19 protein-coding genes and 1 other annotated feature are annotated in these 24,802 nt (G+C 52.6%); of the genes, 11 read left to right on the forward strand and 8 right to left on the reverse strand.

What is annotated here, in order from left to right; translation table 11 throughout:
* Positions 1-76: 76 nt before the first annotated feature.
* A complete protein-coding gene (locus H5T67_05210) occupies positions 77-2,569 on the reverse strand; it encodes an NTP transferase domain-containing protein (GenBank protein ID MBC7244714.1) in 2,493 nt (830 codons plus the stop codon).
* Between the two features lie 142 nt (positions 2,570-2,711).
* Here H5T67_05210 and H5T67_05215 point away from each other — a divergent pair, with 142 nt between their 5' ends.
* Positions 2,712-3,746 (forward strand): L,D-transpeptidase family protein, encoded by a 1,035-nt coding sequence (locus H5T67_05215; protein MBC7244715.1) that lies wholly within the window; start codon positions 2,712-2,714, stop codon positions 3,744-3,746.
* 33 nt (positions 3,747-3,779) lie between these two features.
* Positions 3,780-4,121: a binding site (T-box leader), on the forward strand.
* A 34-nt stretch (positions 4,122-4,155) separates the two neighbouring features.
* A complete protein-coding gene (gene aspS, locus H5T67_05220) occupies positions 4,156-5,457 on the forward strand; it encodes an aspartate--tRNA(Asn) ligase (protein MBC7244716.1) in 1,302 nt (433 codons plus the stop codon).
* Positions 5,458-5,553: 96 nt separating this feature from the next.
* On the opposite strand, the gene H5T67_05225 is transcribed toward aspS, so the two are convergent.
* The 3 genes from H5T67_05225 to obgE are packed head-to-tail and all read right to left on the reverse strand — an operon-like array spanning position 5,554 to position 8,292.
* Positions 5,554-6,393, reverse strand: coding sequence for a sugar phosphate isomerase/epimerase (locus H5T67_05225; protein MBC7244717.1), 840 nt, complete (start codon positions 6,391-6,393; stop codon positions 5,554-5,556).
* Entirely contained in the window at positions 6,372-7,043 is a 672-nt protein-coding gene (locus H5T67_05230; GenBank protein MBC7244718.1) for a nicotinate-nucleotide adenylyltransferase, read from the reverse strand. The genes H5T67_05225 and H5T67_05230 overlap by 22 nt, the downstream gene beginning before the upstream one ends.
* On the reverse strand, positions 7,024-8,292 hold the full coding sequence (gene obgE, locus H5T67_05235) for a GTPase ObgE (protein MBC7244719.1): 1,269 nt from the start codon (positions 8,290-8,292) through the stop codon (positions 7,024-7,026). Before obgE ends, H5T67_05230 begins: the two co-directional genes overlap by 20 nt.
* 375 nt (positions 8,293-8,667) lie before the next feature.
* On the opposite strand from obgE, the gene H5T67_05240 reads away from it, so the two are divergent.
* The 7 genes from H5T67_05240 (at position 8,668) to H5T67_05270 (ending at position 19,376) form a co-directional block, all read left to right on the forward strand.
* Positions 8,668-10,347 carry a DUF1957 domain-containing protein gene (locus H5T67_05240; protein MBC7244720.1) on the forward strand — a complete coding sequence of 560 codons (1,680 nt, stop codon included), beginning with the start codon at positions 8,668-8,670 and terminating at the stop codon, positions 10,345-10,347.
* 154 nt (positions 10,348-10,501) lie between these two features.
* Positions 10,502-11,632, forward strand: a complete 1,131-nt coding sequence (locus H5T67_05245; protein MBC7244721.1) for a sugar ABC transporter permease — start codon at positions 10,502-10,504, stop codon at positions 11,630-11,632.
* A gap of 40 nt (positions 11,633-11,672) precedes the next feature.
* On the forward strand, positions 11,673-12,554 hold the full coding sequence (locus H5T67_05250) for a sugar ABC transporter permease (protein MBC7244722.1): 882 nt from the start codon (positions 11,673-11,675) through the stop codon (positions 12,552-12,554).
* Between the two features lie 176 nt (positions 12,555-12,730).
* Positions 12,731-15,037 (forward strand): extracellular solute-binding protein, encoded by a 2,307-nt coding sequence (locus tag H5T67_05255; GenBank protein ID MBC7244723.1) that lies wholly within the window; start codon positions 12,731-12,733, stop codon positions 15,035-15,037.
* Positions 15,038-15,117: 80 nt separating this feature from the next.
* Entirely contained in the window at positions 15,118-16,737 is a 1,620-nt protein-coding gene (locus tag H5T67_05260; protein ID MBC7244724.1) for an ABC transporter ATP-binding protein, read from the forward strand.
* A gap of 39 nt (positions 16,738-16,776) precedes the next feature.
* Entirely contained in the window at positions 16,777-18,072 is a 1,296-nt protein-coding gene (locus tag H5T67_05265) for an ABC transporter permease (protein MBC7244725.1), read from the forward strand.
* Positions 18,073-18,107: 35 nt separating this feature from the next.
* Positions 18,108-19,376 carry an ABC transporter permease gene (locus H5T67_05270; GenBank protein MBC7244726.1) on the forward strand — a complete coding sequence of 423 codons (1,269 nt, stop codon included), beginning with the start codon at positions 18,108-18,110 and terminating at the stop codon, positions 19,374-19,376.
* 45 nt (positions 19,377-19,421) lie between these two features.
* Here the strand turns inward: H5T67_05270 and rlmB are convergent, their stop codons facing one another.
* From rlmB to H5T67_05290, 4 genes are all read right to left on the reverse strand, one after another.
* Positions 19,422-20,183 carry a 23S rRNA (guanosine(2251)-2'-O)-methyltransferase RlmB gene (gene rlmB, locus H5T67_05275; GenBank protein MBC7244727.1) on the reverse strand — a complete coding sequence of 254 codons (762 nt, stop codon included), beginning with the start codon at positions 20,181-20,183 and terminating at the stop codon, positions 19,422-19,424.
* 109 nt (positions 20,184-20,292) lie between these two features.
* Positions 20,293-21,696: a cysteine--tRNA ligase gene (locus H5T67_05280; GenBank protein MBC7244728.1), complete on the reverse strand. Its 1,404-nt coding sequence runs from the start codon at positions 21,694-21,696 to the stop codon at positions 20,293-20,295.
* A 32-nt stretch (positions 21,697-21,728) separates the two neighbouring features.
* On the reverse strand, positions 21,729-22,433 hold the full coding sequence (locus H5T67_05285) for a cytidylate kinase-like family protein (protein ID MBC7244729.1): 705 nt from the start codon (positions 22,431-22,433) through the stop codon (positions 21,729-21,731).
* A gap of 70 nt (positions 22,434-22,503) precedes the next feature.
* Positions 22,504-23,586 carry a PIN domain nuclease gene (locus H5T67_05290; protein ID MBC7244730.1) on the reverse strand — a complete coding sequence of 361 codons (1,083 nt, stop codon included), beginning with the start codon at positions 23,584-23,586 and terminating at the stop codon, positions 22,504-22,506.
* 455 nt (positions 23,587-24,041) lie between these two features.
* Between H5T67_05290 and H5T67_05295 the strand changes: the two genes are divergently transcribed.
* Together H5T67_05295 and H5T67_05300 are read left to right on the forward strand one after the other, a co-directional pair.
* Complete coding sequence (locus H5T67_05295) at positions 24,042-24,497, forward strand: PadR family transcriptional regulator (protein MBC7244731.1); 456 nt, start codon at positions 24,042-24,044, stop codon at positions 24,495-24,497.
* A gap of 75 nt (positions 24,498-24,572) precedes the next feature.
* Complete coding sequence (locus H5T67_05300) at positions 24,573-24,773, forward strand: hypothetical protein (protein MBC7244732.1); 201 nt, start codon at positions 24,573-24,575, stop codon at positions 24,771-24,773.
* Positions 24,774-24,802 lie beyond the last annotated feature (29 nt).

The following is a 24,802-nucleotide window of genomic DNA, read 5'->3' on the forward strand; positions in this document are numbered from 1 at the left end:
CAGTGAAGACAAAGACGGCTTCCATGTCGTCAGGCATTGGCATGGGATACCCAATCTATATGTATTGGGACCATTCTTATTCCTGAAGACTTTCTACAATGTGTGCGTATTTGTCCGCTAACTCCTCAGCGGCAGCAGTCGAGTCTGATTCTGCGTAGACGCGAAAAAGCGGTTGATCAGGATCAGGTAGAACCAGCACCCAATCTTGCCCCAACTGCACTTTGACGCCATCCACCTGTATCTCCCGGTGCTCCTTGTAACGTTCGTGTAATAAGCGCATGACAGTCCCCTTGGCTTCCCACGGGCAAGGAACAGAGCGCACTGCCATGTACTGTGGGGGCAGCGAAGCCGTGATTTCAGATAGCCGCACATTTTGTGTGGCCAAGAATTCGAGCAATTTAGCCAGAGCCATTATGCCATCCACTGCGGGTTGAAATTGAGGGAAGATGAAATTGTCAGCACCATCCGCAGCCATTACGACACCTTCTTGGGTCGCAGCTTCCATGACATCGTGCATGTCTGCTTTGGTACGAATCACACGTCCACCGTATTGCGCTGCAACCATTTCTAATGTGCGAGAGACAGTAACAGGCACGGCGATGATGCCCCCACTATATGCGCGCAATGCTAGAGCTGCCAACGCAATAGTGGCAACGCCACTGGGCAGAATCTTGCCTCGATCGTCCACTAGAAAGATTTTCTCGCCCCCAACGTCTAACCTTACCCCTAGGTTCGGACCCAGCGCCGCGCAAATAGCAGCTAACTGCTGCAAAGATTGTTGGAATTCCGCGGATGGAATGGACATCTTGCTTTCATCTAGCGCCGCATTGAGTTCCACCACTCTGACCCCAAGATGTCGGAGGATATTAGGCAAAACAAGCGAGGTGGGAGCGTTGGCATAGTCCACAACGATGGAGAAAGGAGCATTTTGGATGGCCTGGGTGTTCAGCCGGGCGAGAAAATCAGCTGTATAAGTCTCAATGACGTCAGGTTGATACTCAATGAGCCCGATCTCATCGAGATAGACGCGTCGGAAATCCTCGCGGAAAAAGATGCGTTCTATGTTGCGTTCGGCATCTTTGCTCAAGTTCAAGCCACGGCTATCCATGAACTTGATATCAACCACGCGGTTGTCATGTGGAGAAAGGCGGACATGGAGGCCACCCGCCGCCCTAATTTTGCGGGTAATGTAACGAGCCACGGGGATGGGCACGCTGCGCAAATCACGCACGTGAATGCCCGCAGAGGGCAAGCCAGAGATCAACCCGCGCTTCAGCATACGGGGGCTGCGGTGGGGATCGCGGTTGATGGTTACCACGGCTCCTTTGGGCAAAGTAGTGCCAAAGGCTGCTCCCAACTTGGTAGCGAACTCCGGCGTCAGATCCACATTGACTTGTCCAGTGACTCCATATCGCCCAAAAAGCACACGGCGCCCTTGAGAACCCCAGATAATGCTGGCTTTCACTGTTGCTCCGGCTTCGACTACTTTCTCCGGCCATATCTTGACATTTGGATGAATGATCGCTCGCTCGCCAACTGTGCTCATGTCACCCACTACGGCGCCTTCAAAGATGACTACTTTGCTCTTGATACTGCATTGCCGGCACACGATGGCGCCACGCAGTTCTACTCCTTCGCCCACGTAAGAATTTCGCCAGACAATGCTGCGGTCAACTTGAGCTCTGTTATCGATAATGGTATAGTCGCGGATTACGCTTGGCCCCCGCACAACCACGCCTCCCTTGATTTTCACGCCATTTCCTAGATAGATGGGGCCATAGAGATGTGCATCTGGGGCGATCTCTACATTGTCACCACTCCACACTCCAGCGCCGATTTCTCTGCCAATGGGTTCGAGATGGACACGTCCCTCCAATACATCGCTGCACGCACGCATATATTCCTGAATATTCCCTACATCGCACCAATAACCATCAGATACATAACCATAGAGAGGTTCACCTTTTGCTAGCAGGATGGGGAACAGGTCTTTGCTGAAATCAAAGGCTTTGCCTGCTTCGAAGAGGTCCAACATTTGCGGCTCTAGCACATATATGCCAGTATTGACTGTGTCGGAAATGACTTCGCCCCAACTGGGCTTCTCCTGGAATTCTAGGATGCGCCCTTCTCCATTGAGAATCACTACGCCATATTCCAGTGGATTCGGCACTCGATATAAAGTCAATGTCGCTACCGCTTTTTTAGCCTTGTGGTACTGAATGATGGCACTGAGGTCAAAATCAGTTACTGCATCGCCGCTGATCACAATGAAAGTGTCATCCAAGTATTGTTGCGCATTCTTCACACTCCCCGCCGTGCCAAGAGGGATTTCTTCGATGGAATAGTTGATTTCCATGCCCAGCGCTGAGCCATCTCCGAAATAATCTTGTACTATGTCAGCCATGTATTGCAGAGTCAGCACTACTTGGGTGATGCCATGTCTTTTTAAGAGCTCCAGGATATGAAAGAGCACAGGTTTGTTTACCAGGGGTACCATTGGCTTGGGGCGGTTGATGGTCAATGGCCGCAACCGTGAACCCTCACCACCCGCCATGACAACCGCTTTCATGAGGCTATCCCTCCTCCAATATGGTGCTGGCATCCATTTTGTTTGCAATTACATCATACCACAAAGTTTGCCATAAGCCAATATCTTCTACATTGCGCATGCTTTGTGCTATAATGGATAATAGCACAGTTCTGGATAAGGCATGGAACAGCAGATTCGAAACAAAGCCGAGATAGAACGATTGCTCAGTTTGGGTCGTGCCACAGCGGAAGCGGGGCATTGGTCTGCAGCTCGACGCTATTTCGTTCGTGTGCTGAGAATAGACCCTGCTAACGAAGAAGCCTTGCTTTGGCAAGCAGGGCTAGCCGATGACCCTCGTGAGTCCATTGCCTATCTGCAGCAAGTGCTGAAAATCAACCCCAATAATAAGCGGGCACAAGCAGGCCTGGAATGGGCAAAGCAGCGGATGCAAAAGACCCAGCAAGTGGCCGTCGAACGAGCAATCTTTTCCTACTTATGGCCTGTTCTTCTGATAGGTTTGTTGCTGCTCTGCATCGCAGGGGGCGCGTTCAGCCTAATGAATAATGATGCTCTGCGTGGCTTTATCTTTGCCCCCACCACTACATCTACGGCAACGCTGACGCCCACTTCTACACCTACATTGACGCCAACTGCCATGCCCACTGCAACATCCACTCCGACTGCCACGCCTACTGCTACGCCGACCAGTACTGCGACACCCACGCCTACAGCAACGAATACCTTGATGCCGAGCCCTTCGCCAACCCAAACTTCCTCGCCGACAGCCGTTCCTCCTATAACTCAGCCTGTGCGTGGCGAGAAGTGGATCGAAGTTGACCTCTCTACACAGAGGCTCATTGCCTATGAGGGGGAGGTAGAAGTTTTTCGTGTTGAGGTATCGACAGGCGCTGCCAGCACGCCTACGGTAACTGGTCGTTTCCGCATCTATCGCAAATTGCTCTCGCAGACGATGGTCGGCCCAGATTATGTGCAGCCCAACGTGCCCTATGTAATGTATTTCTATGGTGCGTATTCCCTGCACGGGACTTATTGGCACAATGACTTTGGTCGGCCGCGCAGTCACGGATGCGTGAACCTTCGTGTGCAGGATGCAAAGTGGCTGTTTGAGTGGACCGATCCCCCGCTTCCGCCAGGCGCCACTGAGGTCTGGGATACTACACGTGGTGCCGGCACTTTGGTAGTGATCCACGAGTGAATTGACTGTTGTCGACTTTTATGGTATAAAAGCGCCAAAGCGGTGAAGGAGAGAGTAGGAGATCCACCGAAGCACAGAGAGCTACGCCAGGTGAGAGGTAGCCTTCAGGAATCTCTGAAAGACACTCTGGAGCTGCGCGGTCGAAAAGCTGATTAGCAAAAGAGCGCCTCGTGTCGTCCTGAATGGGGGACTGCAATGATGCAGAAGCGAAAAGATGACTCCGCTCGTTTCAGTAGGACAGGCAATCGTGATTGAACAGCGTAGTAGGCTGCGCCGGATGCTCCCGTTAGCGAGCTTGGGTTATTAACCCACAGAGTCACTGGCCAGAAGGCTAGTGAGAATAAAGGTGGCACCACGGGAAACCCCGTCCTTTAGTCAGGCGGGGTATTTTTTGTATCGGGAGGTAACGATGCAAAGGATACGAACAGATGAAGCGCCTAGCCATGTAGGAAAGAGAATCAAGCTTGCCGGCTGGATGCACAACTGGCGCGATTTGGGGCAGTTCGGCTTCCTGGTTTTGCGCGATGGAGCAGGAACTTTTCAGGCTGTCCTGGATGATGCTGCAGAAATGGCGAAGCTCAAGGGCTTGCAATACGAGACGGTATTGCAAGTCGAGGGAGTGGTGGCTGAAGAGCCTCGCGCTCCAGGGGGTGCAGAACTGCATGACTGCCAGGTTACGGTGATTTCGCCAGTTCTAGAACCCTTGCCTTTCGAGATCAACAAAAAGGAACTAAAGCCCGGCTTGGATGTCTTCTTGGACAATGCGCCGATCGGTTTGCGTCATTTGCGCAAGCGGGCGCTGTTCCGCATCTCAGCCGAGATCATGGCTGGTTTCCGTGAATACCTGATGCAGCAAGGTTTCGTGGAAATTCAGACGCCGAAGATCGTTGGTTCAGCCACCGAAAGCGGCGCCAACGTCTTTGCTCTGGATTACTTCGGTCGCCCAGCTTATCTTGCGCAAAGCCCGCAGTTCTATAAGCAGATCATGGTGGGAGTCTTTGAGCGAGTTTTTGAGATTGGCCCGGTTTTTCGTGCTGAGAAACATAACACTGCGCGGCATACGAACGAGTATGTCAGTCTTGACATCGAGATGGGATTCATCCAAGATCACACCGATGTAATGGCCATGCTCACAGAGATATTGCGCCATATTTTCAACCGGCTTACCCAGGTATGCCAGCGTGAGATCGATCTGCTTAAGATAAAAGTACCTGCTATTGGCCAAACGATCCCTGCGCTTCGTCTGCCAGAAGCCCAGCAACTGATTTTCGAGCGCCATGGCGAAGATTGCCGTGGCGAACCGGACCTCTCGCCCCAGCATGAAGAATGGCTCTGTGAATACGCCGAGCAAGAGCTGGGCTCAGAGCTGTTGTTTGTCACGCACTATCCAACCTCCAAGCGTCCGTTCTACGCCATGCCCGATGACCAGGATCCGACGCTTACCAAGAGTTTTGATTTGCTATTCCGTGGATGTGAGGTAGTGACAGGAGGCCAGCGCATTCATCGTTATGAACAGTTACTAGACAATGCACGAAAGTGGGGGATTGACCCAGAAGACATTGCAGGCTACCTACAGGCTTTCAAGTATGGGATGCCTCCCCACGGTGGTTTTGGCATGGGATTGGAACGGTTGCTGATGCAATTGGCACGATTAAGGAACCTGCGCGAGGCTACGCTCTTTCCCAGAGATCTGGATAGAGTGGCTCCGTAAAGACTATCCCTAGACGCAGCAGGAGTGGCTCCCATGTTGCCGAATATGGGGCATGGGAGCCCGGGCCACTTGTTTAGAGATGGATCTTGTATTTTATCACCCCATTTCGATCCGTCGCACAAACTCGATCATCCTTGCCAATCCCTTGCGCACGCGTGACAGGCTCCAAGCTCCAATGGCCGTAGGGCTGACTTCTAAGGTGAATGGGCCCGAATAGCCGCTGGCCAGCAGGAGCCGCACGAACTCTGCTAGTGGCAGAATCCCCTCGCCTGGCATCTGATGATGTTTCAGAAAACTATAAAGTGGTGGCCAATCCGGGAAAATGCGCCGCGATACCAAGTCGCTGAAGTGCACATTGACCACTCGCCCGTGAAATAACTCATAGGCTTCCATGAGTGGATAGGACGATGCACCCGCATGGGCGGTATCAAACGTGAGGGGCAAATCGTATTGGTCAGCGAAAGCGCGTAGCCGACGTGCATCGTGTAAGATATAATGGGCATCGGATCGCCGAAAGAACCCAGGGTTCTCTAGAGAAATTTGCACCCCTGGGTTGGCTTGTTCCCGTGCGCGCAATAGCACGTCTGTGAACTCGGCCCATTTGCGATCTTGTGGAGTAGTTACTTTGGGTACGTGTAGCACGACAAGGGGACAATCTAGCTGTTCAGCCAAGGAAACCAGGCGTGGTAGAATGGACCCTGCGCTATTCTGCCCGGGGTAGGGCACGATAGGTGGGTGCACGCTGAGCACGGGGAGAGCATATTCCTGACTTAGCCTGCGCACATAAGAGGCACCACGCAGGATGATCTCTGGACTGAGGACCAATTCCACCCCCTCGAAACCAGCCTCGCATGCAAGAGCAAAGGCAATCCGCAAGGGGCAATGATACAGAGTGCCAGTGGAGAAGCTTAGTTTCAACGCAGCGTCCCTTGCCAAAAAGAGGCATCTCCTTGTGCTTCTTCATCCAGGTAGAGTCGATGCTCGTAAATATATTTCTCGACCTGAGACGGTAATTGGTAGCGGATGGCCAGACCAGAGCGTACCCGCCGCTGCAAATCTGTCGAAGATATGGATAACTCCGGCGTGTCGATTAACTCGAGCTTGTTCCGCAAGCCAGGCAACGCTTCTTCCAGTGCGGACAAGTCTACGTGATAACCCGCGCGTTCGGCGACCACGATTCGACATAAAGTTAATAATTCCGCTGGTTTGTACCAGGATTCAATGTTGGCCAAGGAATCCATACCAATGATAAAGTACAAGTCCACATCGGGTCCGAATTCAGCGCGCAATTGACGTAATGTATCTACCGTATAGGATGGGCCAGGTCGCTCCGCCTCAATGAGTGAAAGGACAAAATGCGGGTTATCGGCGATAGCCAGCTCAGTCATGCGCACACGGTGTTGAAAAGCGGAATAGGAACCTTGTGCTTTGTGTGGAGGCTGGCGTGCCGGTACGAACAATACCTTTTCTAGTTGTAGATAAACCCGCGCATCTTCGGTGATCACTAGATGCCCATAATGAATGGGGTCAAATGTGCCCCCAAAGACTCCAATACGTCGCTTCACTTTATTGCCACTCCAATTCAGAATTGCCAATCAGTACGGTATCCCCCGGCTGGACACCTGCGCGTTGCAAAGCATCAAAGATGCCCATGGTCCTCAAGATGCGCTGAAAGCGAGCCACGGCTTCGTCATTGTTCCAATCCGTTATTGCTGCAACTCTTTCCACCCGGCGTCCTCGCACACGAAAGTGGTCGTCTTCTCTCACGACCTCAAAGGCATCCTCATCCTCGACCGGGCGGAAGATTCTGGCTTCTTCTACCAGGATTTCCTCTACGGGTATCTCCTCCAGCAGCCTGAGCACACCGTGCAGCAACTCTCCCGTCCCTGCACCGGTTACTGCAGATATGGCAAAAACAGGGAGATGTCGTTTGCACATCTCCGCCTGTACAGAAGGCCACGCTTGCTGAGCTTGCGGCAGATCCATTTTGTTCAAGGCTACGACCTGGGGCTTAGCCGCCAGCCTCGGACTGAACAAAGCCAATTCGGCATTCACTGTCTCAAAATCTTGCAAGGGATGTGCAGAAGCTCCGTCCAGGAGATGGATCAATACGCGGGTGCGTTCAATATGGCGCAGGAACTTGGTGCCAAGTCCTGCTCCGGCGTGAGCTCCTTCAATCAGACCCGGGATGTCCGCTAATACCAGATTGTGGTCATCAATCGTTGCCACGCCGAGATTGGGCGTCAGGGTAGTGAAGGGATAATCGGCGATCTTTGGTCGGGCTGCGCTTACCGCAGCGAGCAGAGTGGATTTGCCAGCATTGGGTACGCCGATGATGCCCACATCGGCGATCAGCTTCAATTCCAGTTTCAGCGAACGGACCTCGCCTGGCTCACCTTTTTCAGCGATGCGCGGGGCCTGGTTCGTGGGAGAGGCAAAAGCAGCGTTGCCTCTTCCACCCCTTCCACCCCTGGCGACGAGCACACTTTGCCCCTCATGGACCAGGTCAGCCAGCAGTTCTCCAGTCTGGGCATCGCGAACTACTGTGCCGAGTGGCACTTGGATGAGCAGATCTTTCCCCCGCTTGCCCTGTTTGTCTTTACTCTGACCATTGCCACCTGCTTCAGCTCGGAAATGTTGCTGTCTTTGAAATTGAATCAGTGTATTTAGGTGTCTGTTAGCGACGATGTACACATCGCCACCATCTCCGCCATTGCCCCCATTGGGGCCGCCAAATGGGACGAACTTTTCGCGGCGGAAACTGACACAGCCGTTTCCGCCCTTCCCTGCCCGGACATGAATTGTCGCTTCGTCAAAAAAGTAAGGTTCTTCCATTATCTCAGCAACTTACCGCAAAGAGCAACTACCCAGAGTTAGCTTCCTGCTCCTTGTCTGGCAATCTCTTGGCGCAGTGCCAATTATATCATGGTTAGTGGTTTACGGGTAGTTTATCGCATGGGATCCTCATACCCTAACCTTCGTTACCTCAGAGTACATTCTAACCCAAACATCTGTATCTGAAAACAGTTGCTGGGGAAGAATCGCTGGGCCCGTGGTGTATTTTGCGGAATGAAATTTGTCAGTATAATTTAACACACTGCACTCCATTACAAGCCGGCAACGGCCATCTTATGATGCTGAAGCCTTGGACGAAGGAGTCCATATCGCTCGTTACAGACGATGCAAATCGTATACTACTGCAGGAGGCTCATGATGAAAGGTGCCTTCACCTTCGTGTTGCACAGCCATTTGCCCTACGTGCGCAAGGCTGGCCGCTGGCCTCATGGCGAGGAAATGGTCCATGAAGCCATTGCGGAGACGTACATTCCCCTTCTCGATGCTCTCTTTGAATTAAAGCAAGAAGGTTGCACACCCCGTCTGACCATTGGCCTGACTCCCATCCTGCTGGAGCAATTATCCGATCCTGATGTCCTTGCTCATTTCGAACTCTATGTCCTGGAGAAGTTAGCATTGGTGGAAGCGGACATCAGACGTCACCAGGCAAACCACGATGCTCATCTGCTCTATTTGGCTGAATTCTATCTCAATTGGTACCGAAACATTCTGGAATCTTTTACCGAAAGATACAAAAGGAATCTGGTAGCCGCCTTTCGACAACTACAAGATGAAGGAAACCTGGACATCCTAACCAGCGCGGCTACACATGGCTATCTGCCCTTGATGGAGCGCGATTCCACAATCTATGGACAGTTGAAGGTGGGTTGGGAAACTTCCCGACGGCATCTGGGGCGTGCACCACGCGGCATCTGGCTCCCGGAATGTGGCTATCGCCCCGCTTTTGTCCAGGATGGCACGTATAAGCCCGGCATCGAAGAATTCCTCAGCGAATTGAATCTGGGCTACTTTTTCACCGATACGCATGTGATTATCGGAGGGAAACTCGTTGGCAAAGTTGCCGGGGACGCCATCGGGCCATATGGTGCACTGCCAAAGCGCAAGCTTGTCGTGCGCATGGATGAGCGCCCCGAGGCCAAGCAACGCACAACCATGCGACCGTACTACGTCTATTCCGCGAATGTAGCCGTCTACGGCCGCGATGAGCGCACTGGCTTGCAGGTGTGGTCTGCTGCTCACGGTTATCCGGGCGACTTTCTCTACCGCGAGTTTCACCGCAAAGATGACCACTCTGGTCTGCAGTACTGGCGTATCACCGGAGCCCAGGTAGATCTGGGACAAAAGGCACTGTACGATCCCCAACCTGCTATGAACCAGGTGCACCTGCACGCCGACCATTTCGTGCACATCCTGGAAGAGGAAGTGAGCCGCTACTACGATACTACGGGAAAACCGGGTATTGTCGTCTCGGCATATGACACTGAACTTTTCGGCCACTGGTGGTTCGAGGGCGTTGCCTGGCTCACAGAAGTGCTGCATCGTTTGGACAAAAACGAAACAGTCGCTGTGATGACCGCCGGCGATTATCTGGAGGCTTATCCACCAGATGAAGTGATCGCTCTGTCCGAAAGCTCGTGGGGGCAGGGCGGCGGCCACTGGACTTGGCTAAACCCGGATACCGAATGGATGTGGCCCCTCATACACAGTGCTGAACTGCGCATGGAGGAACTGGTTGCGCACTACCCACAGGCTGATGGCGACCTGCGAGATGTCTTGAACCAGGCAGCCCGTGAATTGTTGCTCCTGGAAAGCAGCGATTGGCCATTCCTCATCAGCACAGGGCAGGCCCGGGAATACGCCAGCGGACGCTTCCAGCAGCACCTGGCACGCTTTCACCACCTGGCATCCATAGCCGATTCTGGAACGCTCACTGAGATGAACAAGCACTTTTTGGCCAATGCTGCCGAGCTGGACAACCCATTTCCCGATGTGGATTACCGCGTCTTTGCCAAACGAGAAAGGTCCATGAATTGAACTGTGAAGCATGCAAAACTCTAAGAATTTGGCTTTGGTGAAATTAAAGTAAAATGAGCATATAGATGCAAGGAAAGGAGAAGTTTTATAGATGATTAGCCTGACTCCCCAGATCATGGGCACCTCTCTGATCACAGTCTTGCGCTTCCTGCTGATGATCATTGGCGCCCTGGCACTGGTCGAAGCAGTGGTTTACACGCTGTTTTACCGCCGACCAAGGAATGTGCTCTTCGGAGTGGTGATACTGGCTTTGACTGCACTGTTGCTCTTCGCTTTCATTCGCTATGTCAAGCCGGCTGAGGGGCTGAGCACGACACGCAAAGTAGGGATTGGAATTGCCTTCCTACTGGCAGACCTTGCCCTGTACTGGCTCCTGGGCTGCCCACGTATTACCAAGCTGGGCCTGGCCTACCTGTTGCTGACGCCAGCGTTGATAGGCATTGCTGGCTTGATCCTCTACCCATTTGCCTACAACGTCTATTTGGCCTTCACGAACATGTCCATGACAACGGTGCGCACCTACACCTTTAGCCTGCAGAATGGACTGAACAATTTCAGGGCTGTGTTCACTGGAGTCGTTGCCCATGACGCCACCTTCTGGCAGGTACTGTGGCGCAGCATTCTCTGGACAGCAATCAATGTCTTCTTTCATGTCACCGGAGGTATGGGGTTGGCACTGCTGCTGAACCGCCCTATGCGCTTCCGCGGGTTATACCGTACTCTGCTTGTGTTTCCTTGGGCTATTCCGCAGAGTATTGCCTGTATGTCGCTTCGCAATGAATTCAACTATCATTATGGATTTTTCAATGTGCTGCTGCGCAATCTCGGCTTGAAACCCATCAACTGGCTGACTGATCCTTTCTGGGCATTTGTGGCGGTGTGTATTTCCAACATTTGGCTTGGAATCCCCTTCATGATGGTCATTATCCTGGGAGGCTTACAAAGCATCTCGCGGGAGTATTACGAAGCAGCCGAAATCGACGGCGCATCGGGCTGGCAACAGTTTCGCAACATCACTATCCCGCTGCTGCGCCCAGTGACCACGCCAGCCATTATCTTGGGTACGGTGTGGACGTTCAACGCACTTAATGTGATCTATCTCGTTACTGGCGGTAATCCGCAAGAGAAAACAGATATCCTGGTATCCTCTCTGTACAAAGCTGCCTTTGACTTTTACCGCTACGGCTTCGCCGCTGCTTTTGCCCTGGTGATCTTTGCTTTTCTGTTTATCTTCAGCGTGGTGTACATCAAGGCAAGCGGCGGTTTAAAGACAGTCTATGAGTAGGGAAGCAGGCTGAGGAATTGTGAGAAAGGAGTTATATACTATGGACTGGCGCAAATTCTTCTATAGGGCACACGGTGATAGTCCTTTCAAGCGCTTGCTGGTTCATCTGACTTTGATCATGGCGTGCATTATCGCAGTCTATCCTATTCTGCGCATTTTTACCATCTCCATTCGCCCGGGCGATCGGTTGCTTTCTACGGATTTGCGCATTATCCCGAAAGATGCCACTCTGAACAGCTACCGTCTGGTGCTCTTTGGCGACCCGGTTACCAAGCGCAAATCGGATTTCTTTTTGTGGCTGTGGAACAGTCTAATCATCACGCTGACAACGGCAACCATTGGCGTGATACTCTCAGCATCTGCGGCGTATGCTTTCTCCCGGTTCAGATTTCCAGGGCGCGCGCCAGGGTTGATTTTCCTATTGACTACACAGATGATCCCGGCAGGAATGCTGCTTCTGCCGTTGTATATTATGCTGACACGGCTCAAGCTGATCAATAACTACCTGGGTTTGATCATCGCCTACTCTGTGACATCCGTGCCATTCAGCATCTGGATCCTGAAGGGGTATTTCGACACTATCCCCCTCGACCTAGAAGAGGCCGCCCTGATCGATGGCACGTCCCGCTTGGGGGCTTTCTACCGCATCATCCTGCCGCTGTCTACACCATCCTTAGCCATCGCTTTCTTGTTCAACTTCATGAGCGGGTGGAGCGAGTATTTGGTAGCCCGGGTAGTATTGCAGAAAGCGTCCATGTACACTTGGCCATTGGGTCTGTGGACATTTGCTGGACAGTTCACACTTGCTGCAGGGCGATTTGCAGCTGCTTCCATTATGATTGCGATACCGGCGATGGCTCTATTCCTCTATTCTTCCAAATGGCTGGTGTCTGGTTTGACACTAGGAGGGGTTAAAGGTTAAAATAGGATTGACAACGGATTGCGATTCGACTACACTAAAATGGTACTAAAATATCCTTGTCATAAGGATAAATGCATAGAAAGGAGGTGGCATTCGCTAGAGAAACGTGAAACTCCTAAGAGTGAATCAAATTTGCGACAAAGATGGAAAACTTTTCTTCAAGGAGGAGAAAGACAATGCGTAAGTGGTTTTCAACTTTAGTAGTGTTGGTTGTGGTGTTTGCCATGCTGCTGACATCGTGTGCACCCAAGGCCACGCCTACACCCACACCCAAACCTGGGGTAACCGTTGTGCCAACAGCAACGCCAGTGCCCAAGGTCACCATCACCATGTGGGAGCAGGAAGACGAGGCCAAGCGGAATGCGGTCCTCTATCCCCTGGTCAATGAGTTCATGGCGGCTAATCCCAATATCGTGGTTGAAGTTACAAACTATGGGAATGAGGAATTGCGTTCGCAGTTCCAGACCGCTTCTCTGGCCGGGGAAGCCCCGGAGATCATCCGCTGTCCCAATGATTTCGCTGGTCCGTTCAGCGTAATGGGCATCCTACTGCCCATCAAGGAGATGTTTGACCAGGCTTTCCTGGATCAATTTGTGTTTGGCGCGTTGGCAGGCGGAATGGTTGCGGGCACACTGTGGGGTATCCCTGACTCGTCGGGCAATCACCTGATGTTGCTCTGCAACAAGCAACTTGTCCCCACCCCACCAGAGGATAGCGACCAACTGATCCAGTTGGCAAAGCAGTTGACGAACGAGGCAGCTGGTCAGTGGGGTCTGGCGTACAACACGCAGGAACCCTTCTGGCTCGCTCCGTTCCTCGGAGGTTTCGGTGGCTGGGTGCTAGATGACGCCACGGACATGCCCACGCTCAACACCCCGGCCATGGTAGATGCACTGCAGTTCATGGCCGACCTCAGCCTGGTGCATAAGGTCGTCCCACCTGGTTGTGATTACAACACCATGGACACCCTGTTCAAAGAGGGCAAGGCGGCCATGATCATCAACGGCGACTGGTCCTTGACCGGCTACCTGGACGCAGGGGTAGATTTCATCCCCGCTCCTATCCCCAAGATCACCAAGACAGGGCTCTGGCCCACGCCGATGACCTCCGGCAAATACTACATGGTCAGCGCCGCGGTCAAGCCCGGTACGCCCAAGTTCGAAGCAGTGAAAAAGTTCATCGAGTTCATGACTGGTGAGCATGCTCAGCAGATGTGGCTCGAGAAGTCCAAAGTGCTGCCTTCGAACAAGAAAGTTGCCCAGTCACCTATCATCCAGCAAGACCCCATCCTGAAGGGTTCGATGGCTCAGTTGGAAAAGGGGCGCGGCATGCCTGCAGCTCCGCAGTTGCGTTGCTTCTGGGATAGCGCGCGTCCTGGCCAGCAGGCTGTGATCGCTGGAACACAGACACCTGCCGAGGCCGCCAGGAAGATGCAGGAAGATGCTGATCGCTGCATCGTGGAAGCTGGCCTTGCTCCGACGAAGAAAGTGCGGGTAGGTCAGGTGACGGACATGGGTGGCATTGACGACAAGTCGTTCAACGCCACTGCTTGGAAGGGAATCCTGGATGCGATGGAGCAACTGGGAGCGGAGGGCAAGTACCTCGAATCGCAAGTCCAAGCTGACTACGCCAAGAATATCCAGCAGTTCCTGGATGAGAAGCTCGATCTGATTGTCACGGTAGGCTTCCTGCTAGGTGTTGACACGGCGAAAGCGGCTATTGCCAATCCTGGCCAGAAGTTTGCCATCGTGGACTATGCTTATCCCGACTGCTGGCCTGGGGCAGTGGTGGGCAAGGACTGCGGCTCGGACAAGGAACTGCCCAACGTGCTGGGTCTGACCTTTGCTACCGATGAGGCTGCCTTCCTGGCTGGCTATCTTGCTGCGGGCATGACGAAGACGGGCAAGGTAGGCACGTTTGGCGGCATTAAGATCCCGACTGTGACCATCTTCATGAAGGGCTTTGAGGCTGGAGTGAAGTACTACAATCAGAGGCATGGCACGAAGGTGGAGGTATTGGGTTGGGATACGGCCAAGGATGAGGGCTTGTTCACGGGCAACTTTGAGTCTACCGACGATGGGCGGCGCTTTGCTGAGTCGCTGATGGATGAAGGTGCGGACATCATCCTGCCGGTGGCTGGTCCTGTTGGTCTTGGCTCGGCGGCTGCATGCAAGGAGCGTGGCACCATGCTCATTGGGGTGGACACGGACTGGTACATCAGTGCGCCGGAGTTCAAGGAGACGTATCTGACCAGCATTCTGAAGAACATGGATGTGGCCGTCTTTAATGCCATCAAGGCGGTAGCCACAGGCACCTTCAAAGGCGGGGTATATGTTGGCACGCTGAAGGACAACGGTGTGGGCATTGCTCCGTTCCACGAATATGATGCCAAGGTGCCTGCTTCCCTGAAGGCAGAACTCGAGGAGATCAAGGCAGACCTCATCGCAGGCAAAATCACAGTGAATGGTGTGCTAGGTTTGTAATCACCTCATCTGAGAATGGTTCGGGCCAAGGAAATCCAGTCCTTGGCCCGAACTGTATACTATTTCTGGAGGAACGTTTCATGCCCCTTGTCCTGGAATTGCGCGGCATTACCAAAGCTTTCCCTGGAGTGCTGGCCAATGATCATATTGATTTGACCCTGCAAGAAGGTGAAATTCATGCCCTTCTAGGTGAGAATGGGGCAGGCAAGTCCACCTTGATGAATATCCTTTATGGGCTTTACCAACCGGATGAAGGACAGATATTCCTGCGACCCCGCAATCGTTCTGCGCTATCTGGCTCGGTTGCTTCGCGCGATGGTCTGGTCGAGGTCAAAATCCATAGCCCAAACGATGCTATCGCGCAAGGCATCGGCATGGTTCACCAGCATTTCATGTTGATCCCACCGCTCACCGTTACAGAGAATGTAATGCTAGGGGTGGAATCCACCCGCGGGGGGCTTTTCCTGGATCAGCGCACAGCCGCTAAGCGCATCCGGGAGCTTTCACAGCAATATGGACTGGATGTAGATCCAGATGCCTATATCAGGGATCTGCCAGTTGGGGTGCAACAACGGGTAGAAATTATCAAGTTATTGTACCGCGAAGCAGACATTCTGATCCTGGATGAACCCACGGCTGTCCTGACCCCGCAGGAGGTGGATCGCCTCTTCGCCACTATCAAGAACTTGGTCAAACAGGGCAAATCGGTCATCTTTATCACGCATAAACTGCGCGAAGTCATGAAGATCGCGGATCGCATTACCGTCCTGCGCAATGGACGTGTGGTGGGAACTACCACGCCAGCTCAGACTACGCAGGCAGAGCTGGCTGCCATGATGGTGGGTCGCCAGGTTGAGTTGATGGTGCATAAGAAACCAGCCACTCCAGGAGAGGTAATCCTGGAAGTACAGAATCTCCAAGTATTGGACGACCGCCAGAACCTGGCGGTGAATGGGGTATCCTTCGATGTTCGCGAAGGAGAGATCCTGGGCATCGCTGGTGTGCAGGGCAATGGGCAAACAGAACTAGTAGAGGCTCTCACTGGATTGCGTCCCGTTGTTGGTGGAGAGGTGCGCATCCAGGGTGTACGTGTTACTAATGTTGCACCACGCAAAATACTGGAAAAAGGGGTGGCGCATGTACCTGAGGACCGACAGCGGGATGGGCTGGTTTTGAGCCGTCCGGTTCATGACAACCTAGTGCTTTGTACCTATTACCTACCCCCCTTCGCCAAAGGCATCAGCATCCAGGAAAATACCATCATTGCTACGGCATCCAAACTGGTGGAAGAATTCGATGTGCGTACTCCCAGCGTTTTTGTGCCTGCTTCCACGCTTTCCGGGGGCAACCAACAGAAAGTGATTGTTGCCCGAGAATTCTCCCGCCCAGTCAAATTGATCATCGCAGCCCAGCCCACACGTGGTTTGGATGTAGGCTCTATCGAGTATATCCACCAACGCATCATCGAGAAACGCAGTGAGGGTACGGCGGTGCTTTTGGTCTCACCAGAGTTGGATGAGATCATTGCCTTGTCCGACCGCATCGCCGTTATGTACCGAGGACGAATTATGGATATCTTGCCATCCAAAGGGATCAACCGCGAGTATCTTGGGTTGCTGATGGCAGGAGTGGAATCATTTGAAGCGGCCAAGTTGGCACCTCCTACCATCGGGATAGAAGAGGTAGAACGAGTCTTTTAGAAAGGTTGTCCGATCTCACATCGCGATAAGGAGTGAGAAGTGAACGAAGAAAAAGTAGGGGCAGAATCAACACCAGCGCAGGCGCAGGAAAAGCAGGTGGTCACGGAAGCGAGAAGGCGACGCAGGTTTCTGATCCCCTCGGCATGGCAGACTTTGCTCCTGCCCATCTTGGCGGTTTTCACTGGCTTGCTAATTGGTGCTATTGTCATCGTGATTACCGATGCCACTGTAGTCGCAACATACCGTAACTTCTTTCGCGCACCGGGCACGGCTTTGGCTGCTACCTGGCGATGCATTGCTACTGCTTACGGTGCTTTGTTATATGGCTCCCTTGGTAGTCCGAGGGAAATCTACGAGGGACTCAAGATCTATCAGAGCACCGGGGACAATGCTTTATTTCTACGGGCTATTTGGCCCATCACAGAAAGCCTGGTGGCTGCGACTCCGTACATCTTTGGAGGCGTGGCTGTAGCGCTAGGTTTTCGCTGTGGTTTGTTCAATATCGGAGCCGAGGGCCAGATTGGCATCGGCGCATTGGCCGCAGCCTGGGTTGGATATAGCATTACGAATTTGCCTGCACTGATTCACCTCCCACTGGCTATCCTGGCTGGAGCGTTGGGTGGAGCCATCTGGGCAGCCATACCAGGTTATCTCAAAGCCAAAACTGGAGCCCATGAGGTCGTGAATACCATTATGATGAACTGGATCTCGTTCCGCTTGAGCGACTGGTTGCTCAATGGCCCGATGAAAGCCCCAGGCTATCGCCCCGTCACGCCTAATATCGAGCCTACCGCTGCTTTGCCGCGTCTTTTTCCTCCTCCTATCCGCTTCAATGCTGGCTTCTTCCTCGCACTCATCGTGGCTGGCCTTGTCTATTGGTTCTTGTTCAAGACCACCCTTGGTTTTGAGATCCGCACAGTAGGGGCAAACCCTGATGCAGCACGCTATGCCGGTATGAGCATCGCCCGCAACATTATTCTGGCTATGCTATTGAGCGGAGCATTAGCCGGCTTAGCAGGCACTAGCCAGGTCCTAGGGGTAGACCACTGGGTAGGACAGGGATTCACCGCTGGTTACGGATTTGATTCCATTGCCATCGCCCTGCTGGGCAAAAGCCACCCATGGGGTGTTGTCCTGGCCGCCCTGCTCTTTGGCACGCTACGTAGCGGGGCCACGCGTATGCAATCCTTGGCAGGCATTCCCATTGATATCATCTCCATCATCCAGGGGTTGGTCATCGTCTTTATCGCTGCCCCGGCTATTATTCGTTGGTTATATCGTATCCGCGTGGAGCGAGCGGAGGAAGTTGTTCTCGCCCGCGGGTGGGGCAAATAGAGCAGAGAAATACTGAAATCCGAAAGGTGTGAAGAATGGCAACAACCGCTGTACGGGCTGAACAAAGGGCACTCACCATGGGCCGTAGCCAATGGCTAGGCATCGCGTTCCTGATGGCTGGCTTACTGACCTTTATTCTATTTGGAAGAGGATTGGAAGCCGGACTGCGGACCAAATTTGGGCTTAATCCTGGTTTTGGCTCCCAGGCGATCTCAATACCGGACCTGATCCTTCCCACTCAATCTACGATCTACACCCTGGTTGTGATTATGCTGCTCCTGGGAGTGCTGCAACTTGTGCGTGGTTTTCGCTTCGGGGATGCTCTCTTGGGAGTTGTGGCGTTTTGCTTCGTGTTCGCTTTCCTGACATGGGCCGCGCGCGGCAAATCCTTTAGCTTGGTGGGTATGCTCAGTAGCTCTTTGGTCAGAGCTACTCCAATTGCTCTGGCCGCCTTGTGCGGTGTGATGTGCGAGCGCAGCGGCGTGGTAAATATTGCCATTGAAGGTATCATGCTGATGTCCGCGCAGGCGGCAGTAGTTGTCGCTACGGTTACCAAGAATCTCTATATGGGACTTGCAGCAGCCATTCTAACGGGAGCAATCGTATCGGCTTTCCACGCTGTCATGGCTGTCAGCTTTAAGGTGAATCAGATTATTAGTGCCACGGCCATCAATATTTTCGCCACTGGAGCAACAAGTTTTATCAGCGCGCGTTTCCTCGAGAAGAATGTCAACCTCTTGAACAACTCTGGGACCTTCCGCGTTATTCCTATTCCTATCCTTTCCAAGATCCCCCTCCTAGGCCCTATCTTCTTTGAGAATGGGCTCATTGTGTATCTGATGCTGCTTATTGTCGTGTTTATACACATTCTGCTCTTCTATACCCCGTGGGGTTTGCGCGTTCGGGCAGTAGGTGAGCACCCCCGTGCTGCGGATACATTGGGCATCAATGTCTATCTCGTGCGCTACGTAAGCGTGATATTGGGTGGGGTCATTGCTGGCATCGGCGGGGCTTATTTCACCATAGGCTCCGTAGGGCGCTTTGACGAGATCATGACCGCAGGCAAAGGCTTTATCGGCCTGGCAGCGATGATCTTTGGCAAATGGACACCCTTTGGCGCTTTTGCTTCTTCGATTCTCTTTGGATTTGCCGACTCTCTGCAGATCAAGCTACAAATCCTGAGAGTGCCCATTCCCTCCGAGTTCTTGCTTATGGCTCCCTATATCGTCACCATGATCGTATTGACCGGGGTTGTAGGAAGAGCGATCCCGCCCGCTGCGGATGGGGAGCCGTACGAGAAGTAAGGCCGTAGAATAGTCAATGACAGATGACAAAATCCCAACGGATGCTCATCGGGATTTAGTCATTCTTTGTTGCCATGCTTCATACAGCGCGATGGAACTTGCGACAGCAACGTTCAGAGAATTGATTTTCCCACGCATGGGCAGCTTGATCCAGAAATCGCAATGTTCACGCACCAAGCGGCTCAACCCTCGACCCTCGCTGCCCACCACCAAGGCTAGAGGCATGTTCAGGTCAGCCTCGCGATAATCCTGTGCCTGAGGCAAGTTCTCCAGGCCGACGATCCATATCCCTTCTTTCTTCAATTCCTCCATAGTGCGCACCAGATTGATTACCTGGGCAATCAGGAGATATTCTACCGCACCAACGGAGGCATGGCTCACTGCAGGAGTGATTTGCGCCGCACGGTGACGGGGGATGACTACACCATGCACAGCTACCACTTCGGCTGTACGTAGCAAAGTGCCCAGGTTCTGTGGATCTTGCACGAAATCGAGGAGCAGAAGAAAAGGCAGCTCATTGCGTTGGCGGGCCTGGTCTAGTATGACATCCAATTCAACGTAAGGATAAGTCCCCACCTGAGCGGCAACGCCTTGGTGATTCACAGGACCGAGTTGATCCAACTGGCGACGGTTGACGCGCTGCACGGCTATGTGGCGCTCTGCAGCAAGAGCCAGGATGCGCGTTACTATGCCACCTTCCTGAATGCCCTCAGCAACAAGCAGGTTGTCAAAACGCCGACGCCCAGCTCTGAGCGCTTCATATACGACATTACGGCCATAGAGGATTTCGCGCACAGTCTCTATCATTCATTATCATCATGCAGCGGAGCACGCGCGAGAACGGGCAGAGCACGTCCTAAGTAAGGACCCAACAGTGCACCGAGCGATGCCAAATGATCTCGCCCCCCTTAATGGGCTAGGCGGCAGTGTATTTCCAGGTTGTTCCTTCTGGCCCATCCTCCAGGATGACTCCCATCTCTGCCAGACGATCCCGGATTCTATCAGCCAGTGCCCATTGCTTGGCAGCACGCAACTGGCTGCGTACCTCAACTAAGAGGGCAATGAATGGCTCGGCTTCCGTTGGGCCTGGCAATCCCTTCATCGTCAGGCCCAGCACATCCGTCAGTTCTTTCAAGATGCTCTGGGCATAGGTCAGCGATTGGGAGGCAACCCCGCTATCCCGTGCTTGGTTGATCATCCGCGCCAGTTCAAATACCTGCGCAATCGCTCGCGGCGTGTTAAAGTCATCGTCCATGGCTGCGATAAATTCACGGCGGGCTGCCTCTGCCTCCTCGCACAAGGCATCGCCTGGATTGATCGAAGGGGGACCGGTATAATCTTTCAACGCAGCACGCAGTCTCTCTGCCCCTCGCTCAGCGGCTAACACATTCTCCTCTTTCCAGGTCAATGGACTACGATAATGAGAGGAGAGGATAAAGAGGCGAATTGCATCCGTACTGTATTTCTGCAGAGCCTCCTGAACGCTAATGAAATTGCCCAGGTGACGGGTCATTTTCTCCTCGTCTTCGCGCAACTTCAAAGGGCCATTGTGTATCCAGTATTTAACAAAGGGCGTTTTACCTGTATATGCTTCAGATTGGGCAATTTCATTTTCGTGATGCGGGAAAATGACATCTGGGCCGCCGCCATGTATGTCGAGCTGCTCTCCCAAAAACTGGATGGACATAGCGGAACATTCGATATGCCAACCCGGACGACCTTTGCCCCACGGACTGTCCCAAGACGGTTCGCCTTCCTTGGACGCTTTCCAGAGTGCAAAATCCATGGGGTGCTCCTTGCGTACATCAACCTCAATGCGTGCCCCAGCCTCCATCTGGTCCAAAGAGCGCTTCGAGAGTCGGCCATAATCCGGAAAGCGAGTTACGCGAAAATAGACATCCCCATCCACCTCATAAGCATATCCTTTTTGGATTAAACCTTGAACCATCTCGATAATCTTGGGGATAACCTCTGTAGCACGTGGATGGTAATCTGCGCGTTGGATATTCAGCGCATCCATTTCGGCAAAGAAACGGACGATATACCGGTCCGCCAACTCTTTAACGGAGGTGCCAAGCGAGCGTGCTGTCTCGATGATACGATCTTCGATGTCAGTAAAGTTTTGTACATGCTTGACCTGATAGCCTCGATAGCGCAGGTACCGTTTGATCGTATCAAAGACGATGTAGGACATGGCATGTCCTACGTGTGCCGGACCGTACAGATTTGGCCCACAGACATACATTTTGACTTCCCCTGGTTGCAAGGGGATGAACTCTTCCTTTTGTCGCGTTAGCGTGTTATACACCTTTAAGCCCATATTCTCACCACTTTGCATTTATTATCTATCTCTCATTGCTGAGAGGCCTCTGGAATTACCCGCTGCACTTGTGCCATCACTACTAGTTGGATGGCCGTCTGAATGGATATCCGCCCAGTATTGATCACCAGATCGTATAATTGGGGGTCAAGCCAGTTAACCCCATAGTAACGCCGCAGATACTCTGCTCGTGCCTGATCGCTAGCCAAAATGCGCTGTGTAGCCTCGCGCTGCGTAATGCCTTCAATACGCATCAGTTTCTCAACCCGACGGGGCAAGGGGGCGATGACCTTGATGTGCAGTGCCTCTGGATTGTCTTTCAGTAGTACCTGGCTGGCCCGGCCGATGATCAGAACGTTGCCTTCCTGGGCCATGTTCAGGATTACCATGCCCACAATGCGTACATAATCTTCCATGGCTGCGCTCAAGAGTGGCATGGCAGGCGTGAAAATGCCCCGTGGGGACATGGTTAGGGATAAAACCGATTCCCGGCGCTCCATCTCGCCAATGCTAGGGATAGCAGGCGATGCTTTCAGTGCATCCAAGATCCTTTGCATCAAGCCTCGTCGACCCTCATAGCCCAGTTCGTGCAAAGCGATCTCTGGCACTCCCGCTTCCAATGCAGCGCAATCAATGGCCTCACGGTCAATGATACGGAGTCCAAGTGCCTTTGCTACACCAGCGGCTATTTCAGAGCCGCCAGCGCCCAGTTGTCGCGATAAGGTTACAATTGCCATGGTGATCAACTATTGCGCATGCTGCGCTGATATAGGCCGTACCTACCAGCTTCTCACTGCTCTGCTGCAGCTACTTCTTGCCAACCAATTGTGCAAAAATCATGCGCCCGGCCACCGTCTGCAGAACCCGCGTGACACTCACTTCCACGGTTTCGTTGAGATGGCGACGACCCTCCTCTACAACGACCATTGTGCCGTCATCCAGATAGCCCACACCTTGCCCCAATTCTTTTCCTTCTTGGATGATGTGCAAGGTGATGGTCTCACCTGGCAAGACCACCGTTTTCACCGCATTGGCCAGTTCGTTGACGTTGAGCACCTTAATGCCCTGCAATTCCGCCACTCGGTTCAGGTTATAATCGTTGGTGATGATGGGACAATCCAGGTTCTTGGCCAATCTAACAAGCTTCTCGTCCACTTCATGGACATCAGGGACATCGAGCTCTGCGATCCGAATCGGGACGCGAGATTCTTTCTGCAGTTTGTTCAACATATCCAGCCCACGCCGACCACGGTTGCGTCGCAAGGTGTCGGGGGAGTCAGCAATGTGCTGCAATTCATTGAGCACAAAGCGTGGGATCACGATAGTCCCGTGGATAAAACCTGTTTGGCTGATGTCCGCAATGCGTCCATCAATAATTACGCTAGTATCCAGCAATACTTGTTCTTCTTTCCTGGGTACTTGTCTTTCTCTGGTCAGTCGTATCCCCAAAGCACTAAAGATCTCCTTTTCACGAGTAACCATCACCATAACGCCCAGATAAGTGAACAACAAAGCGGAGACAAAGGGAAGAATTTCTCCCAGGGGTGTGGGCAAAACAGATAGGGGCAAAGCAAGTAACGCAGAGATGATCAGACCAAGGACCAGGCCAATCAGGGCAGCTACTAGAGTTGATATAGGAACTTGCCGCAATTTGCTCCTGAGCCAAAAAAATGGCCGTGTGGTCAGATGGGGAGTGAACAGCAATCCCAACAAAGCTCCGATCGCCGCAAGGATGTAGGGTAGGAATATGACCACAGAATTGCCAAGCAATTTCACTATGCTATACAGATAGGGTGGCTGTCCTTGGGTGCTAAGAGAGAATCCAAGCTGCCATCCTAGAAAGCCCACGAGTAAGGCCCCAATAATACGGGCAATAAGTTCTATATTCACCGAAATCCTCCTCTAACAAGTAATTACACCTGGCATCCGTACCATTTGGAGCGATCACCCTCTTGCCCTGTTGACAGTTCACCTCCTTTCCGTGTAGGCAAGAGGTCCAAGTTTTGATAATCTTTCTAGCCCCAGCGAAGTTTACTTGCTTTTATCTCAATGACGTTCGATTGTGCGCAATGATACGGATGCTATGGAATAGAGATAAACAAGTTCAAAAGCCAGCAACAGGGTTTTGCAAGACATTAAGTACCGAATATACGCGCCTTATCTACCTGTTTTTGATACAGTTTCCAAATTTGTCTCATCATAGCACAAGGCATGAGGATTGTCAAAGAAGCTGAGAGGTGAGGGGGCTCTCTTTGTTTCTTGGGTCTTACAAATTAGCCTTTTATGCTATTATATGATTAGTCCTATATAATATTAAAAATATATTATACTAAACCCTTACTCGGATGGCTGACCAGGGCTGGGTCGAGGTCCAAACCATCCAGAGCGAGAACCGGCCGCCTCGCCGAGTCTACTCTCTGACAGAAATGGGACGGGAGGAGCTGCGGCGTTGGCTGACAACGCTGCTCCCTCCGGAAGAGGTGCGTATTCCATGGCTGATTCAGGTCTTTTTTGCTGGCCAACTCTCTGATGACGAGATTCTGGCTATCTTCGAGCGGGTGGCTGCACAGATGCGGGCAAGGTTGGAGCGTGCATGCAAGGTTCCCGAGGTAAGTGCTGACTATGTAAAAGTGGTTGACTCTCCAAGGGAGACCTTTTTCTGGATGCTGACCTTGGACTACAGAATCGCAGTAATGCAGGCGGAGCTGGCATGGATCGAAGAAGCCATAAGACGTCTGCAACGCAAGGAACAGCCACCTGCTGAACAACAACAGCATCAGATTCACGTAGCATTGGATTGACAATCAACCGCATGATCACAAGCGCGCCTGCTGTCCAAGCGCGCATCACAATGCTAGCATAAAGGAGGTGTGAAAATGCTAAGCTGGAAGGATGTGTTGGTACAACAGGAGCGCTATAAGGATGCTTTGCGCGAAGCAGAGAAGGAGCGGCTGGTGCGACAGGCCTTGGTCAGGCTCGCCATGGATCGCCACTTCCATTGGCGAGCACTGACCTGGCTTGGTAGCCAACTGGTTGCCTGGGGCTATCGTCTACAACAACGGTATGGGACTGCATAAGATGAAAGCAGCACTGGATTGAAGTGCTC

The organism is Chloroflexota bacterium (genome assembly GCA_014360905.1).
GTDB lineage: Bacteria > Chloroflexota > Anaerolineae > UBA2200 > UBA2200 > JACIWX01.